Below are 16,772 nucleotides of genomic sequence, written 5' to 3'. Positions count from 1 at the left end.
AACACCGCGGGAATGCCCCGCCTTCCCGACCGGTTGCCCACCCGTGACCGACTCCTCCGCCCCCGCCCTGCCCGCCATCCGCGTCGACGTCTGGTCGGACATCGCGTGCCCGTGGTGCTACGTCGGCAAGCGCCGCTTCGAGGCCGGCGCGCGCGCCTTCGCCGAGCGGACGCCGGGTGCGCCGGACATCGAGCTCACCTACCGCTCCTTCGAGCTCGCGCCCGACACCCCGGTCGACTTCCAGGGCACCGAGGTCGACTTCCTCGCGGGCCACAAGGGCATCCCGGCCGACCGCGTCGCGACGATGCTCGAGGACATGACCCGGCTCGCCGCCGCCGAGGGCCTCGCCTACGACTACGACGCGCTGCAGCACACCAACACCGTGCTCGCGCATGAGCTGCTGCACCTGGCGCGCGTCCGCGGCGTGCAGCTCGAGATGGTGGAGCGGCTGCTGAAGGCGTACTTCACCGAGGGGCGCCACGTGGGCCGCGTGCCGGATCTCGTCGAGCTCGCGGTCGAGGTCGGCCTCGACGCGGATGAGGCGCGCGAGGCCCTGGAGTCGCACCGGCACCTCGACGACGTGCGCGCCGACCAGGCGCAGGCGCTCGCCTACGGGATCCAGGGCGTGCCCTTCTTCGTGATCGACGAGCGCTTCGGCATCTCCGGCGCGCAGGACCCGCAGGTGTTCGCCTCCGCCCTCGGCGAGGCGCTGGCCGCGCGCGACGGCGACACCGTCCGCGTCGTCGCCGGCGAGGAGTCGGCCCGATGAGCGCCGCGCCCGCCACCGGCGCGCTGCCCGTCGCCGCGAGCCCGTTCACGATGCTCGGCGCATCCGACGCCGCCGCATGCGAGGGCGACGCGTGCCTCGTGCCCGGCGCCTCCACCGCCGACACCGCCGCCGCGGACGACGCGTCGGCGGCCGCCGACCTCGCGCGCGTCCGCGACGCGATCGACGCCGGTCGGGCCATCTGACCGTCCCTCCCCAGGCGCCCGCCGCCTGGCCCCCGCGGGGATCGCGCCCCGCGTCCGCCGCCCGCCGTCCCGTCTGGGAGAATCGAGCCGTCATGTCCTCTCCGACCCTCGCCCCCGTCCCCTCCGCGGCCGACGCTCCCGGCGCGCCCGCGCCCGCCGCCGAGCCCGCCCTCCGCATCGGCGGCATCCCGCTCGACGTCCCCGTGGTGCTCGCCCCCATGGCGGGCATCACCAACACGGCGTTCCGGCGCCTGTGCCGCGAGTTCGGCGCCGGCCTGTACGTCAGCGAGATGATCACGAGCCGCGCCCTCGTCGAGCGCACGCCCGAGTCCATGCGGCTCATCACGCACCACCCGTCGGAGAAGGTGCGCTCCATCCAGCTCTACGGGGTGGATCCGAAGACCGTCCGCGAGGCCGTCACCATGCTCGTCGCGGAGGACCGCGCCGACCACATCGACCTGAACTTCGGCTGCCCGGTCGCCAAGGTCACGCGCAAGGGCGGCGGAGCGGCCCTCCCGTGGAAGCTCGGGCTCTTCACCGACATCGTCGAGGGCGCCGTGAAGGCCGCGGGCGACATCCCCCTCACGGTCAAGATGCGCAAGGGCATCGACGCCGACCACCTCACCTACCTCGAGGCCGGGCGCGCCGCCGAGGGCGCGGGCGTCGCGTCCATCGCGCTGCACGCGCGCACGGCGAGCGACTACTACAGCGGCCACGCCGACTGGTCGGCCATCGCGACGCTCAAGCAGGCCATCGAGAGCGTGCCCGTGCTCGGCAACGGCGACATCTGGGCGGCGGAGGACGCCATCCGGATGATGGACGAGACGGGCGCCGACGGCGTCGTCGTCGGCCGCGGCTGCCTCGGCCGGCCCTGGCTCTTCGGCGACCTCGCGGCCGCGTTCCACGCGCGCGCCTCCGGCCTCGATCCCGCCGACACACCCCGTGCGCACCCGTCGCAGGGCCAGGTCGCCGATACGTTCCGCCGCCACGTCGAGCTCCTCGCCGAGTTCTTCGAGAGCGAGGAGCGCGGCTGCCGCGACGCGCGCAAGCACGTCGCCTGGTACTTCAAGGGCTACCCCGTCGGCGGCGACCTGCGGGCCGCGCTCGCGTCGGCGTCCTCGCTGGAGGAGATCGACGGCCTGCTCGCCACGCTCGATCGCGACCAGCCCTACCCGGGCGCCGGGGCCGAGGGCGCGCGCGGCCGCCAGGGCAGCATGAAGCGCACGGCGCTGCCGGACCGGTGGCTCGAGAGCCGCGACATCGACGCGCAGGATGCGATGGAGATCGCGGACGGGGAGATCCACAACAGTGGCGGTTGAGAGCACGACGACGAGGTCCACGTACAGCGAGACCGACGCCCAGCGCTGGTACCCGGAGCAGCACTCCTCGAGGCGGAGCGACTTCGCGCGCGACCGCGCCCGGCTCCTCCACTCCAGCGCGCTTCGCCGCCTGGCCGCCAAGACGCAGGTGCTGAGCCCCATGGCCGGGCTCGACTTCGCGCGCAACCGCCTCACGCACTCCCTCGAGGTGGCGCAGGTGGGCCGCGAGTTGGCCTCCAGCCTCGACCTGGATCCCGACGTGGTCGACACCGCGTGCCTCGCGCACGACATCGGCCACCCGCCCTTCGGCCACAACGGCGAGCGGGCCCTCAACGACTGGGCCTCCGACATCGGCGGCTTCGAGGGCAACGCGCAGACGCTGCGCCTGCTCACGCGGCTCGAGCCCAAGGTCATCGGGCCGGAGGGACGGCCCTACGGGCTCAACCTCACGCGCGCCAGCCTCGACGCGAGCTGCAAGTACCCGTGGCCGAGCTCGCAGTCGGTGCCCGACCCCTCGGGCCGCGGCAAGTTCGGCTTCTACGACGACGACGTGGCCGCCTTCGAGTGGCTGCGCGAGGGCGCGCCCACGGGCCGCCGCTGCATCGAGGCGGAGGTCATGGACCTCAGCGACGACATCGCCTACTCCGTGCACGACTTCGAGGACGCCATCGTCGGCGGCTACGTCGACGTGCGCGCGCTCGGCGCGCGGGTCGACCACGAGGAGCTCGTCGACTCGATGGTCGCGTGGATCGGCGGCGCCCACTCGCACGAGGAGCTCATCCAGGCGTTCGACCGGCTCGACTCGCTCGACGTGTGGGTCGACGAGTACGACGGCGGCCGCGGCGCGCAGGCGGCGCTCAAGGACCTCACGAGCCAGCTCATCGGGCGGTTCGCGGGCGCTGCCACGCAGCTCACGCGGGCCACGCACACCGACCGCAGCCTCATCCGCTTCGGCGCCCACGTCGTCGTGCCGCGCGCCATCCAGGCGGAGATCGCCGTGCTCAAGGGCATCGTCGCGGCCTTCGTGATGTCGAAGAACACGCGCCAGCCCATCTACGCCCGTCAGCGCGAGGTGCTCGCCGGCCTCGCCGACGCGCTGCACGCGCGCGGCGCCGACGAGCTCGACCCGGGCTTCGCGGGCGACTGGCGCGAGGCCCGAGACGACGGCGCGCGCAAGCGCGTCATCGTCGACCAGGTCGCCAGCCTCACCGACCAGTCGGCCATCTCCTGGTACGAGCGCCTGTGCGCCAGGCCGGTCTTCTGATGCCCGCGGGGCGCGGTCGCGGGCCCCGGGTGGCCGAGGGCGCCCGACGTAGGATGAGCCGATGGCCCTGATCCGCAAGAGCGACATCGACGAGGTCCGCTCCCGGGTCAACCTGGGCGACGTGGTGGGGGAGTACGTCACCCTCAAGTCCGCCGGGGTCGGGTCGCTCAAGGGCCTCTGCCCCTTCCACGACGAGCGCACCCCGAGCTTCCACGTGCGGCCGCAGGTCGGCTTCTACCACTGCTTCGGCTGCGGCGAGGGCGGCGACGTCTACACGTTCCTCCAGCGCATGGACCACGTGACCTTCGCCGAGGCCGTGGAGCGCATGGCGCAGCGCATCGGCTACCAGCTGCACTACGAGGACGGCCAGGCCGCCACCGACCAGGGCAACCGCTCCCGGCTCCTCGGCGCCAACGAGGCGGCCGCGGAGTTCTTCGTCGAGCAGCTCGGATCCGAGGAGGCGGAGATCGGCCGCACCTTCCTCGGGGAGCGCGGATTCGACCAGGGCGCGGCGCAGCGCTTCGGCGTCGGCTTCGCCCCGCAGAGCTGGGACGCGCTCTCGTCGCACCTGAAGGCCAAGGGCTACACGGAGGCCGAGCTCGTGACCGCCGGCCTCCTCAGCCAGGGCGACCGCGGCGCCTACGACCGGTTCCGCGGCCGGCTGGTGTGGCCCATCCGCGACCTCACGGGATCCACCGTCGGCTTCGGCGCGCGCCGCCTCCGCGAGGACGACAAGGGCCCCAAGTACCTCAACACCCCCGAGACGCCCGTGTACCACAAGAGCTCCGTGCTCTACGGGCTCGACCTCGCCAAGCGCGACGTGAGCCGCGGCCGCCAGGTCGTCGTGGTCGAGGGGTACACCGACGTCATGGCGTGCCACCTCGCGGGCATCACGACGGCCGTCGCCACGTGCGGCACCTCGTTCGGCGTCGACCACATCAAGGTGCTCCGCCGCGTGCTCGGCGACGACAGCGGCCTCGGCGAGGTCGTCTTCACCTTCGACCCCGACGCCGCAGGCCAGAAGGCCGCCATGCGCGCGTTCTCCGAGGAGCGGCGCTTCGCCGCCCAGACCTACGTCGCGGTCGGGCCCGAGGGGCTGGATCCCTGCGACCTCCGCCTCACCCGCGGCGACGACGCCGTGCGCCGCATGATCCAGGGCAAGAAGCCCATGTTCGAGTTCGCGATCAAGCAGATCCTCGCCGACCACGACCTCGACACCGTCGAGGGCCGCGTCGCCGCGCTCCGGGCGGCGGCCCCCGTCGTCGCCGACATCCGCGACCCGTCGCTGCGCCCCGGCTACGCGCGCGAGCTCGCGGGCTGGCTCGGCATGGACCTCACCGAGGTCGGCCGCGCCGTCCAGACCGCCGGCCGCAGCATGCCCGCCGACGGAGCCGACCGCTCGGGCGGGTCGCCGCAGGGCCGTCACGCGCAGGGCGGGCACGGCCCGGACGACGACGGCGCGGGCGACGCGTCCCGCTCGATGTCGCTCATGGACCTGCCCACCGACCTGGCCACCCGACTCGAGCGCGACGCCCTCATGGCGATGCTGCAGCACCCCGAGCTCGTGGGGAACGACCTCGTCATGCGCGCAGCGCAGGTCACGTTCGTCAACGAGAGCCTCGCGGTCGTCCGCGACGGCGTCATCGGGAGCATGGACGCCCTCGGGGGCGCGGACTGGCTGTCGCGCGTGGCCCTCGAGGTCCCCGAGTCGTTCGCGACGCTCGTGAAGCAGCTCGGGGTCGCGCCGCTGCCGAACCGGGGCGACGCCGACAAGCTCGCCGTCTACGTGAAGGGCGTCACGGCGGAGCTCGTCGGGCGCGACCTGCTGCGCCGCAAGGCCGACCTCATCGGGCGGCTGCAGCGCACCGACGCGACACATGAGCGCGAGCGGTACCAGGAGATCCAGCGCGAGCTGATGCAGGTCGAGGCCGAGCGCCGCGCGCTCCGCGAATAGCCCCGGATCCGTCCGCGCGGGCCGCGATCCGCGCGCGGATATCGCGCGCTCGCCATGTTTCATTCGTGTGAAGAAGCGTCCCCGCGCGTCCCCCGGGTCCGGGCTGGTGTTTCCCGTGTGTTAGAAATCATGCACAGCACAGCGTCCGTGTCTTCCCGATGCGCGGGCGCGAATCCCCTTCATGAAAGAGGCACTCGGAACATGACGTCCGCATTCACCCGGCGCTCACGCGTCCTGCTCGCCACGGCCGGATTCTCCGCCGCGGCCCTTGTCCTCGCCGGCTGCTCCGGCGGATCCGGCGACCCGCTCGCCGAGGACGGCGCGTCCGGCGGCGGATCCATCGTCGTCGGCACGACGGACAAGGTCCTCTCGCTCGACCCGGCCGGCTCCTACGACAACGGCTCGTTCGCGGTGCAGAACCAGGTCTACCCGTTCCTGTTCAACAGCCCCTACGGCAGCCCGGACGTCGAGCCCGACCTCGCCGTCTCCGGCGAGTACACCTCGCCCAACGAGTTCACGGTCGAGCTGAAGCCCGACCTGAAGTTCGCGAACGGCCACGCGCTCACCGCGAGCGACGTCAAGTTCACGTTCGACCGCATCGCGACCATCGCGGCCAACGGCGCCGACAACGGCAACGGCCCCTCGTCGCTCCTCGCCAACGTCGAGTCCGTCGCGGCGCCGGACGACACCACCGTCGTCTTCACGCTCAAGACCGCCAACGACCAGACGTTCGAGCAGGTGCTCTCCAGCCCCGCCGGCCCCATCGTCGACGAGGAGGTCTTCCCGGTCGACGCGCTGGCCGACCCGGCCGCCATCGTCGCGGCGAACGCCTTCGCGGGCCAGTACGTCATCACCGACTTCCAGCTCAACCAGCTCGTCGCCTACGCGCCGAACGCCGACTACCAGGGCGTCCTGCCGAAGGCCGCGAACGGCGGCGTGACCGCGCGCTACTACGCGGACGAGACCACCATGAAGCTCGCCGTGCAGAACGGCGAGATCGACGTCGCAGGACGCTCGCTCGGCGCGACCGACATCGCGGACCTCAAGAAGGACGACTCCGTCCAGGTCATCGAGGGCCCCGGCGGCGAGATCCGCTACATCACCTTCAACCTGAACACGCAGCCCTTCGGCAAGACCACGGGCGAGGCCGACGAGGCCAAGGCCCTCGCCGTACGCCAGGCGGCCGCCGACCTCGTCGACCGCGAGGAGCTGTCGACCCAGGTCTACAACGGCACCTACACGCCGCTCTACTCCTACGTGGCCGACGGCCTCTCCGGCGCCAACGAGGCGCTCAAGGGCATCTACGGCGACGGGAACGGCGGGCCGGACGCGGACAAGGCCGCGAAGGCCCTGGCCGACGCCGGCGTGCAGACGCCCGTCGCGCTGCAGCTCCAGTTCAACCCGGACCACTACGGCGCCGGCTCGGACGACGAGTACGCGCTCATCAAGCAGCAGCTCGAGGCGACCGGCCTGTTCCAGGTCAACCTGCAGTCCACGATCTGGGACCAGTACAGCAAGGCCCGCGTCAACGACGAGTACCCGGCGTACCAGCTCGGCTGGTTCCCCGACTACTCCGACGCGGACAACTACCTCACGCCGTTCTTCTCCCCGCAGTCCTTCGTGAAGAACCACTACGACAACGCCACCGTGACGGACCTCATCACGCAGCAGCTGTCGGAGGCTGACTCCACGAAGCGCGCCGAGATCATCGGCCAGATCCAGGACGACGTCGCCGCCGACCTGCCGACCCTGCCCCTGCTCCAGGGCTCGCAGGTCGCGGTGGCCGGCAAGGACGTAACGGGCGTGACGCTCGACGCCTCCTTCAAGTTCCGCTACGCCCCGATCGCCAAGGGCTGATGAGGACGCGGGAGGGCGCTCGATAGGCGGACGCCCTCCCCGGATGGGGCGTCCCGCTGCGGCGGGACGCCCCACTCCTGTGTCACCCGCGGTGCCGCCGACCGCACCCGCCCCGATCCTCCGACGACCTGAAAGGCCCATCCGCCGTGACCGTCATCCCGGACGCCGTACCCGCGTCCGCGCCCCCCGGGGCGCAGCCCAAGGCCCGGAAGCAGGGGATCGGGCTCGGCCAGTACATCCTCATCCGCGCCGTGCTCATCATCCCGACCGTGCTCATCCTCGTGACGCTGGTCTTCTTCCTCATGCGCATCGTGGGCGACCCGATCTCCGCCGCCGTGGGCGACCGCCTCACCCCGGAGCAGCTGCAGGAGCGCCTCGCGACCGCCGGGTTCGACCGGCCGATCATCGTCCAGTACCTCGAGTACCTCGGCCAGATCGCCACGGGCGACTTCGGCCGCTCGCTCACCGACAACCGGCTCATCAGCGAGGTGCTGCTGCAGTACGGCTCGGCCACGCTCGAGCTCGTCGTCTACTCGCTCATCGTCGCGTTCCTCATCGGGATCCCGCTCGGCCTCGTCGCCGCCTACTTCAAGGACCGCACGCCCGACGCAGTGCTGCGGATCCTCGCGATCCTCGCCTACGCGACGCCCGTCTTCTTCGCGGGCCTGCTGCTGAAGCTCGTCTTCTCCGTCTGGCTCGGGATCCTGCCGCTGTCGGGCCGCGCGGACACGCGCGTCGAGGTCGCCCTCGGCCGGCTGGACAACCCGACCGGCATCTACCTGATCGACGCGCTCCGCCTCGGCAGCCCCACCGCCGTGAGCGACGTCCTCGAGCACGCGGTGCTCCCGGCGCTCGCGCTGGGCCTCCTCACGGCGGGCATCTTCCTGCGGCTCGTGCGCACCAACGTCATCTCCACGCTCGGCACGGAGTACGTGGACGCGGCGCGCTCCCGCGGCGTCGGCGAGTTCCGGCTCACCACCCGGCACGCGCTGAAGCCCGCGCTCATCCCGATCATCACCGTGGTGGGCCTGCAGATCGCCGTGATGCTCGGCGGGGCGGTGCTCACCGAGACCACGTTCGAGTGGAGGGGCCTCGGCTTCCAGCTCGCGCAGTACCTGGCGGCGCGCGACTTCGTGGCCGTGCAGGGCATCGTGGCGCTCCTGGCCGTGATCGTCGCGGTCACCAACTTCATCGTCGACGTCATCGCGGCGCTCATCGACCCGCGAGTGAGGTACTGACATGACCGACACCACCACCACGGCGCCCGCGCCCGTCCCCGCGCGCCGCACCCTGTTCCAGCGCCTGCCCCTCGTCTCGCACGTGCGGCAGAGCGTCGGCCTCCAGCGCGGCATGCTCGTCGCCGGCATGGTCATCACGGGGGTCTTCATCCTCCTCGCGGCGTTCGCGCCGCTCATCGCCCCGTTCGGCTTCGACCAGGACCGGGACGACGCGGGCTCCTTCACGCGCCAGGCCGCCCCCGACGCCGCGCACATCTGGGGCACGACGGTCGGCGGCTACGACGTGTTCTCCCGCGTCGTCTGGGGCACGCAGACCGCGCTCTCGGTCGTCGTGATCGCCGTGGTCCTGTCGCTGTTCCTCGGCGTGCTGCTCGGCGTCGTCTCGGGCTACCTCGGCGGCTGGCTGGACCGGATCCTCGTGGTCATCGCCGACGCCATCTACCCCTTCCCGACGCTGCTGCTCGCGATCGTCGTGAGCATCGTGCTCACCGGCGGGCAGTCGAGCCTCTGGGGCGGCATCCTGGCCGCGGCCGTGAGCATCACGGTCGTCTACATCCCGCAGTACTTCCGGGTCATCCGCGCCGAGGTCGTGCGGCTGAAGGCGGAGGCGTTCGTCGAGAGCGCCAAGGTCATCGGCACGTCGACGCCGCGGATCATGTTCGTGCACGTGCTGCGGAACTCCACCCGCACGCTGCCGCTGATCCTCACGCTCAACGCGTCCGAGGCCATCCTCACGCTCGCGGGCCTCGGCTTCCTCGGCTTCGGCATCTCGCCGACGTCGGCCGCCGAGTGGGGCTACGACCTGAACCGCGCCCTCGCGGACACCGCGAGCGGCGTCTGGTGGACGGGCGTCTTCCCCGGCGTCGCCATCGTGCTGCTCGTCCTCGGGCTCACGCTCGTGGGCGAGAGCGTCAACGACATCTCCGACCCCAAGCTGCGCGCCCGCAAGCGCGCCTCGACGAAGAAGGTGGCCGCATGAGCGACGTCGTCTCCATCCGCGACCTCGGGGTCACCTTCGCGACCGACGGCGGCGACGTCCGCGCGGTCGACGGGGTGTCCCTGACGGTGTCGCCCGGCGAGATCCTCGCCATCGTGGGGGAGTCGGGGTCGGGCAAGTCCGTCACCGCCCGCACGATCCTCGGCCTCCTGCCGGACACGGCCGTCACCGACGGCGCCGTCCTCCTCAGCGACCGCACCGGCCAGGGCGCGGTCGACGTGCTCGCGATCTCCGCCGACGAGCTGCGCCGCGCGCGCGGCCGCGACGTCGCGATGGTGTTCCAGGAGCCGTCCACGGCGCTCAACCCCGTGCACACGGTGGGCTGGCAGATCATCGAGGGCCTCCGCGCCCACGGCCGCGTCTCGAAGAAGGAGGGCCGCGCGAAGGCGATCGACATCCTCCGCCGCGTGGGCATCCCCGACCCCGAGACCCGCGTCGACCACTACCCGCACCAGTTCTCCGGCGGGCAGAAGCAGCGCGTCGTCATCGCGATGGCGCTCGTGCTGGATCCCGGGCTCATCGTCGCCGACGAGCCGACCACGGCGCTCGACGTGACCGTGCAGGCCGAGATCCTCGACCTGCTGCGCCGCTGCCGCGACGAGTTCGGCGCGGCCGTCATCCTCATCACGCACAACATGGGCGTCGTGGCCGACCTCGCCGACCGCGTGGCCGTCATGTACCGCTCGCGGCTCGTGGAGCAGGCCGACGTCGCCACGCTGTTCGCGTCGCCGAAGGAGGAGTACACCCGGAACCTGCTGGCGTCCGTCCCGAAGCTCGGCGAGGGCGTCGCCGCGACGGTGGAGCGCGCCGCGGTGCGCACCCGGGCCCGCGCGGCGGCGGACGGCGAGGCGGCGCCCGTCGTCGTCGCGAAGGGGCTCGAGATCGAGTACCCGGGACGTCTCGGCTCGCCCGCCTTCCGGGCCGTCAAGGGCGTCGACCTGCGCATCGACGCCGGCGAGGTCCTCGGGCTGGTGGGGGAGTCGGGCTCCGGCAAGACCACCATCGGCCGCGCCATCGCGGGGCTCACGAACGTGACCGGCGGATCCCTGCAGGTCCTCGGCACCGAGATGCTGGGCGTGCGCGAGCGCGACTTCCGGAAGCTCCGCGCCGACATCGGGTTCGTGTTCCAGGATCCGGCGACGAGCTTCAACCCGCGCCTCACGATCGCCGAGTGCGTGGCCGAGCCGCTCATCGTGCACGGGCGCGCGAAGTCGCCGCAGGCCGCCCGCGGCCGCGTCGACGAGCTGCTCGAGGCCGTGCAGCTGCCGAAGGCCTTCGGCGACCGGTACCCGCACGAGCTCTCGGGCGGGCAGCGCCAGCGCGCGAGCCTCGCCCGCGGGCTCGCGCTCGAGCCGTCGCTGCTGGTCGCCGACGAGCCCACGAGCGCGCTCGACGTGTCCGTGCAGGCGCGCGTGCTGGAGCTCTTCGCCGAGCTGCAGCGCGAGCTCGGATTCGCGGCGCTGTTCATCAGCCACGACCTGGCCGTCGTCGACCTGCTCGCCGACCGCATCGCCGTGCTGTACCGCGGCGAGCTGGTGGAGGAGGGGACGGGCGCCGAGGTGCTCGGCAACCCGCAGCACCCGTACACGCAGCGCCTGCTGGCCTCGCTGCCCGTGCCGGACCCGGCCGAGCAGGCCGAGCGCCGCGCCCGGCTGCACGCGCTCCGGGCCGCCGAGCGGCCGGCCGGCTAGCGGGCTCCGAGCGGGGCCCGGCCGACCCCGGGCATGATGGGTCGGAACCCGCATCCGTCGTGCGGCCGGTCACGCCGGCCGGCCGCACGACCACGCCGAGGACGGAGCAGCGCATGACGCACACCCCCCGAGACGCCGACGCGGACGGCGGATCCGCCGGGCCCGTGCTCGACGCCCGCGACCTGCGGCTGGCGTACCCCGCGCGCCGCGGGGCCGAGACGCCGCCGGCCGTCGACGGGATCACGCTGCGGATCGAGCCGGGCGAGGTGCTCGGCGTCGTGGGCGCGAGCGGATCCGGCAAGTCGTCCCTCGCGCGCGTGCTCGCGGGCCTCGTCCCGTCGGGCGACGAGGGGGCGGCCGTGCCGCGGATCACGGGCGGCGACGCCTCCGTCCTCGGCCAGGGCCTCCGCCGCATGGGACGCCGCGCGCGCACGCGCACCACGTACGGCATCGGCTACGTCCCGCAGGACGCCGGCACGACGCTGCACCCGCAGCTCACCGCGAGCGAGGCCATCGCCGAGCCGATCTTCTCCCGCGACCGCCGGTTCGACAGCCAGGTGGCCGCGCGCCGCGTCGTGACCCTGCTCACGGCGCTCGACCTGCCGCCCGGCACGCAGGACAGGTACCCGCACGAGCTCTCCAGCGGCCAGCGCCAGCGCGTCGCCCTCGCCCGCGCGCTCGTGCTCGGCCCGCGCCTCCTCATCGCCGACGAGCCGACGTCGGGCGTCGACGTGATGAGCCGCGTCGCCGTGCTCGACCTGCTGCGCGACCTGCAGTCCCGCGGCGGCTTCTCCGCCCTCGTGGTCAGCCACGACCTCGCCGTCGTCGAGCGCCTCACCGACCGCCTCGCCGTGCTGCACCGCGGCACGCTGGTCGGGTACGGCGCGATCGACGACGTGCTCGCGGATCCCACGCACCCCTACGTGCGGGGACTCGCGGAGTCGCGCACGGCCGCGGACTCCGGCCGGGAGCCCGCCGAGCCGGATCCGGACCCCGTCGACCCGATCGTCACGCTGCGCACCCCTGAACCGCCCGCCCGCGTGCCGCACCCCCGGAGGCCCCGCACATGACCGACACCACCGCACCCGCATCCGGCCCCCGCCGCGTCCACCGCGCGGTCGACGGCGCCACGCCGCACCGCCTCACGGGCGAGGCGCGTCCGACGCCCGGCCCCATCGCGATGCTGCCGCGCACGGAGGACGCCTACCTCGAGGCCGTCCACGAGGCCGGCGGCGAGGTCGCCGAGCTGTCGGGGGAGACCCGCGGCATCGTCTGGCTCTCCATCCGCCGCGCCGCGGAGCTCACCGACACGCTCGCCGCGAACCCGCAGGTCCAGTGGGTGCAGCTGCCGTTCGCGGGCGTCGACGCCTTCGCCGACACCCTCCGGGAGTGCGACCGCCCCGACCTCGTCTGGACGAGCGCGAAGGGCGCCTACTCCGAGCCGGTCGCCGAGCACGCCCTCGCGCTGACGCTCGCGACCCTGCGGCAGCTGCCGGAGCGCGCCCGGGCGACCTCGTGGGGATCCTCCGCCGGCCTCTCGCTGTACCGCTCCGAGGTCGTCGTGGTCGGCGCGGGCGGCATCGCGCTGGAGTACGTCCGGCTGCTCGCGCCGTTCGACTGCTCCGTGACGGTCGTCCGCCGCAGCGGCGACCCCGTCGAGGGCGCCGACCGCACCGTCACGGCCGACCGGCTCGACGAGGTGCTCCCGGGCGCCGACGTCGTGATGCTCGCCGCCGCCAGCACTGACGACACCGCCGGGCTCATCGGCGCCGCGCAGCTCGCGGCCATGAAGGACACCGCCGTGCTCGTCAACATCGCGCGCGGCGCGCTCGTCGACCCCGACGCGCTGCTCGCCGCGCTCCGCTCCGGCGGGATCCACGGCGCGGGCCTCGACGTCACGTCGCCCGAGCCGCTGCCCGACGGCCACCCGCTGTTCTCCGAGCCGCGCTGCATCGTCACGCCGCACACCGCCGACACCCCGGACATGGTGCGGCCGCTGCTGGCCGAGCGGATCCGCCTCAACACCGAGGCCTTCCTCCGCACGGGCGACTTCGTCGGCATCGTCGAGCCGAGCTCGGGCTACTGACGCCGGCCTCGTCGGCCGCTCGTCCGCCCGCGCGCGGTCGGCGGGCCCCGTAGGGTGAGCGGCGTGATGACGCCCGAGGAAGCCGCCGTGCCCGAGGTCTCGATGTGGGCGGGCGGCTACACCGCCGACGTCGGCGGATCGGGCGTCGGCATCACGGCCCTCGCGGTCGATGCCATCACCGGCGACCTCGCGGTGGTCGGCACCGCGGTGGAGACGCCGTCGCCCTCGTGCCTCCTCGTGCACGGCCACATGGTCTACGCGGTGGGCGAGGCGGCCGACCGGGTGGAGGCGTTCCGCCGGGGGCCGGGTGGCTCGCTGCAGTGGGCGGGCGGACAGCCGAGCGGCGGATCCGGCCCCTGCCACCTGCACGTCGTCGACGGCCTGCTCCTCACCTCGCACTACGGCGACGGCACCGTCGCCGTGCACCCGCTCGCCGACGACGGCTCCCTCGGCGAGGCCGTGCAGCTGCTCGCATCCGAGGGATCCGGCCCCCGCCCGCAGCAGGACGGCCCGCACGCGCACGCCACGCTCCATGTCGGCGGCGGCATCGTCCTCAGCGCGGACCTCGGCACCGACGCCGTCCACGTGCACGAGCTCCGCGACGGCCGCCTCGACCGCATCGGGACCGTCGCCCTGCCGCCGGGCACGGGACCGCGCCACATGGCCCTCCTGTCGTCGGGCCGCGTGCTCCTCGTGGGCGAGCTCGACGGCACGCTCCACGCGCTCGAGGGCCAGGGCGCGTCCTGGCGCGTCGCCGCCTCCACCGCGTGCGCGGCCGAGCCGGACGCGCGCGACTCCGCCGCCGAGGTCCGAGTGTCCGCCGACGAGCGCCTCGCGTACGTCGGCCTCCGCGGCTCCGAGCGGATCGCGGTCGTCGGCATCGCCGCCGACGGCGCGCTCGCCCCCGTCGCCGCGTTCGACTGCGGCGGCGCGACGCCGCGCCACCACGTGATCGTCGACGACCGCCTGCACGTGGCCAACCAGGGATCCGGCACGGTCGCCTCGTTCCGGCTCGACCCGGCGACCGGGCTGCCCACCGCCGGGCCCGCCGTGATCGCGGTGCCGAGCCCGACGTACCTCCTGCCCGTCGGCTAGCCCGCGCGCGCGGCTCAGCGCAGCAGCAGGGGAGCGGCCGCCCGGATCTCCTCCTCGACCCCGAGCCCGCGCCAGCCGGCGGACGTGAACGCCCGACCGTCGACCCCGTTGCGGTCCATCAGCGCGAAGCCGACGGCCCGGATGCCCGAGTAGGCGATGAGCACGGGGCGCACGGGATCCGACACGAGGCCCACGATGCGCTCGCGCCGGGCCTCGAGGACGGGCAGCGTGTCGGCGGGCCCGTCGGTCGCGCGGGTGCGGATCGCCGCGGCCACCGGATCGTCGGCCGCGTCACCCGCGTCGTCGCGCGAGCGGACGTCCTCGTCGAGCAGCGTCCACAGCCGGTCCGCGTCGTTCGGACGCGCGACCACGACCTGGAACATCCCCATGGCCCGACGCTACCCGGCCGAGGGGACGAGGGTCGGGATCCGCCGCACGCCAGCGCCAGCGCCATAGCCAGCGGGCAAAGGAAAAGGCCCCGCGGGTGGAGCCGCGAGGCCTTCGCTCCCCGAGTTGGACTCGAACCAACAACCTGCCGGTTAACAGCCGGCTGCTCTGCCAATTGAGCTATCGAGGATCACGTGGAGCAACCTGGAAAGCGTAGCAAAGATTCCGGGCCCCTCCGCTCACGGGGGAGCCCCGGGCGCGTCCCTCAGTCCTCGAGGTGGTCGCGTCCCGGCAGCCACGACTGCCCGGGCACGCCCCAGCCGCTCCGGCGGATCACCTTCGCCACCGGCTTCCGGTGCTCGTGCGCGAGGCGGTCGGTGTAGAGCAGCCCGTCGAGGTGGTCGAACTCGTGCTGCAGGATGCGCGCGAACCACCCGGCCGCCTCGATCTCGAACGGCCGCCCGTCGAGGTCGACCGCGCGGAGGATCGCCCGGTCGGCGCGCACGAGGGGGAAGCGCTCGCCCGGGAACGACAGGCAGCCCTCCTCCTCGGTGTCCTCGTCGGCCTCGCGGACCGCGACGGGCGTGATGAACAGGTCCGGGTTCACGGCGACGCCCCGCAGCGGCTCGCCCTCGTCGGTCTCGTACGAGTACACGAACACGCGCAGCGGTACGCCCACCTGGGGTGCCGCGAGGCCCACGCCCGGCGCCTCGTCCATGGTGTCGTACATGTCGGCCACGAGGGCGCGCAGGTCGTCGTCGAACGCCTCCACCTCGCGGGCCGGGGCGTGCAGGACGGGGTCTCCGGTGATCCGGATGGGGAGGACGGCCATGCTGCCGATGATAGGCGGGCCGCCGGGTAGGGTCGGGGCGTGCCCTTCGACGCCAGCCCCGTTCTCCAGGCCGCCTCGTTGACCCCCTACCAGGCGCTCGGGATCCCGATCGCGCTCGTCGGCGCCGTGTTCCTGTCCCTGGGCGCGCAGCTACAGTCGCAGGGCGTGGCGAAGATGGAGGCGCGCGGCAAGAAGAGCACGGCGGGTCTCAGCCTGCGCCAGCTCGGCGCGCTGCTCGGCCGTCCGTCGTGGGTCGCCGGCACCGTGATGCTCGGCCTCGCCATCGTGTTCCAGCTCGCGAGCCTGCGCCTCGCGCCCCTCATCGTCGTGCAGCCCCTCGGCGCGGTGGCGCTCGTGGTCACGGCCGTCCTCAACTCCCGCGCGACGGGGAAGCGGCTCGAGCTCAAGGCCAAGCGGGCGGTCGCGCTCTGCATCGGAGGCGTCGGCCTGTTCGTCGTCTTCGCGGCCGTCTTCGCGAAGGAGACCCCCATCCGCACGCCCGAGCTCATCACGATCCTGGTGATCCTCGCGCTCGTCCTCGCGCTGCTCGGCGGCCTGTTCCTCTACTTCCGGAAGCACGTGCGCGCGATCTTCTACATCATCAGCGCCGGCGTGCTCTACGGCTTCGTCGCCACGCTCGCCAAGGTCGTCATCAACCGCCTCACGACGGGGGACTTCGACGTGCTGACCGCGGTCTGCATCGTCGCGCTCGTGGCCGCGACCCTGCTCGGCGCGTACTTCGTCCAGACGGCGTACTCGTCGGGCCCGCCCGACCTCGTGATCGCCGGCCTCACGGTCGTCGACCCGCTCGTCGCCGTCTGCATCGGCGTCACCGTCCTGGGCGAGGCCGCGGACGCTCCCGTGTACGCGGGCATCGCCTTCCTCGTCGCGGGCGCCGTGGCCGTCGTCGGGGTCTTCCAGCTCGCCAAGCACCACCCGCACGCGTCCTGATCGCGCGCCGGTCCGTGGCCGACCGCGCTCCGGCCTCGCCGGCCCGGCCGCCGCGACCGCGGTGCGCCGTCGGTCCGTCCCGGGACCCGTGCGATACGTTGCTCTGCGATACCCGGCCCGCGCCACCCA

The 16,772-nt window shown here is 73.4% G+C and carries 15 protein-coding genes and 1 tRNA gene; 13 read left to right on the top strand and 3 right to left on the bottom strand.

The features are described from left to right. Positions 1-43: 43 nt before the first annotated feature. The 12 genes from B5P21_RS09195 to B5P21_RS09140 all read left to right on the top strand — a co-directional run bounded on the left by B5P21_RS09195 (position 44) and on the right by B5P21_RS09140 (position 14,473). A complete protein-coding gene (locus tag B5P21_RS09195) occupies positions 44-769 on the top strand; it encodes a DsbA family oxidoreductase (protein ID WP_045527880.1) in 726 nt (241 codons plus the stop codon). Beyond that, the gene (locus B5P21_RS09190) at positions 766-972 is read left to right on the top strand and encodes a hypothetical protein (RefSeq protein ID WP_045527884.1); all 207 of its coding nucleotides are present in this window, start codon (positions 766-768) and stop codon (positions 970-972) included. Before B5P21_RS09195 ends, B5P21_RS09190 begins: the two co-directional genes overlap by 4 nt. Before the next feature lie 92 nt (positions 973-1,064). Next, a complete protein-coding gene (dusB, locus tag B5P21_RS09185) occupies positions 1,065-2,291 on the top strand; it encodes a tRNA dihydrouridine synthase DusB (protein WP_094171055.1) in 1,227 nt (408 codons plus the stop codon). Beyond that, entirely contained in the window at positions 2,281-3,555 is a 1,275-nt protein-coding gene (locus B5P21_RS09180) for a deoxyguanosinetriphosphate triphosphohydrolase (protein WP_165770613.1), read from the top strand. Before dusB ends, B5P21_RS09180 begins: the two co-directional genes overlap by 11 nt. Before the next feature lie 61 nt (positions 3,556-3,616). Further along, entirely contained in the window at positions 3,617-5,509 is a 1,893-nt protein-coding gene (dnaG, locus tag B5P21_RS09175) for a DNA primase (protein ID WP_045527892.1), read from the top strand. Between the two features lie 201 nt (positions 5,510-5,710). Further along, positions 5,711-7,366: an ABC transporter substrate-binding protein gene (locus tag B5P21_RS09170; RefSeq protein WP_094171053.1), complete on the top strand. Its 1,656-nt coding sequence runs from the start codon at positions 5,711-5,713 to the stop codon at positions 7,364-7,366. Between the two features lie 155 nt (positions 7,367-7,521). After that, complete coding sequence (locus B5P21_RS09165; RefSeq protein ID WP_373455981.1) at positions 7,522-8,604, top strand: ABC transporter permease; 1,083 nt, start codon at positions 7,522-7,524, stop codon at positions 8,602-8,604. A 1-nt stretch (position 8,605) separates the two neighbouring features. Further along, a complete protein-coding gene (locus B5P21_RS09160) occupies positions 8,606-9,583 on the top strand; it encodes an ABC transporter permease (RefSeq protein WP_045527894.1) in 978 nt (325 codons plus the stop codon). Next, complete coding sequence (locus tag B5P21_RS09155) at positions 9,580-11,292, top strand: dipeptide ABC transporter ATP-binding protein (RefSeq protein WP_094171052.1); 1,713 nt, start codon at positions 9,580-9,582, stop codon at positions 11,290-11,292. The genes B5P21_RS09160 and B5P21_RS09155 overlap by 4 nt, the downstream gene beginning before the upstream one ends. 113 nt (positions 11,293-11,405) lie before the next feature. Continuing rightward, positions 11,406-12,362 carry an ABC transporter ATP-binding protein gene (locus B5P21_RS09150; protein ID WP_045530309.1) on the top strand — a complete coding sequence of 319 codons (957 nt, stop codon included), beginning with the start codon at positions 11,406-11,408 and terminating at the stop codon, positions 12,360-12,362. A 110-nt stretch (positions 12,363-12,472) separates the two neighbouring features. Continuing rightward, a complete protein-coding gene (locus B5P21_RS09145; RefSeq protein ID WP_045530311.1) occupies positions 12,473-13,378 on the top strand; it encodes a D-isomer specific 2-hydroxyacid dehydrogenase family protein in 906 nt (301 codons plus the stop codon). Positions 13,379-13,444: 66 nt separating this feature from the next. Next, entirely contained in the window at positions 13,445-14,473 is a 1,029-nt protein-coding gene (locus tag B5P21_RS09140; RefSeq protein ID WP_094171051.1) for a lactonase family protein, read from the top strand. Between the two features lie 14 nt (positions 14,474-14,487). Here the strand turns inward: B5P21_RS09140 and B5P21_RS09135 are convergent, their stop codons facing one another. The 3 genes from B5P21_RS09135 to def form a co-directional block, all read right to left on the bottom strand. After that, complete coding sequence (locus B5P21_RS09135) at positions 14,488-14,862, bottom strand: hypothetical protein (protein WP_045527899.1); 375 nt, start codon at positions 14,860-14,862, stop codon at positions 14,488-14,490. 115 nt (positions 14,863-14,977) lie between these two features. Next, a tRNA-Asn gene (locus tag B5P21_RS09130) sits at positions 14,978-15,050 on the bottom strand. Positions 15,051-15,125: 75 nt separating this feature from the next. Beyond that, positions 15,126-15,692, bottom strand: coding sequence for a peptide deformylase (gene def, locus B5P21_RS09125; RefSeq protein ID WP_015490275.1), 567 nt, complete (start codon positions 15,690-15,692; stop codon positions 15,126-15,128). Positions 15,693-15,731: 39 nt separating this feature from the next. Here def and B5P21_RS09120 point away from each other — a divergent pair, with 39 nt between their 5' ends. Beyond that, positions 15,732-16,643, top strand: a complete 912-nt coding sequence (locus B5P21_RS09120) for a DMT family transporter (protein WP_045527902.1) — start codon at positions 15,732-15,734, stop codon at positions 16,641-16,643. Positions 16,644-16,772: the final 129 nt, after the last annotated feature.

This window comes from Clavibacter michiganensis subsp. insidiosus (genome assembly GCF_002240565.1).
Lineage (GTDB): Bacteria > Actinomycetota > Actinomycetes > Actinomycetales > Microbacteriaceae > Clavibacter > Clavibacter insidiosus.
Note: the sequence above shows the minus strand (reverse complement) of the source record. Positions and strands in the feature narration are given on the sequence as shown.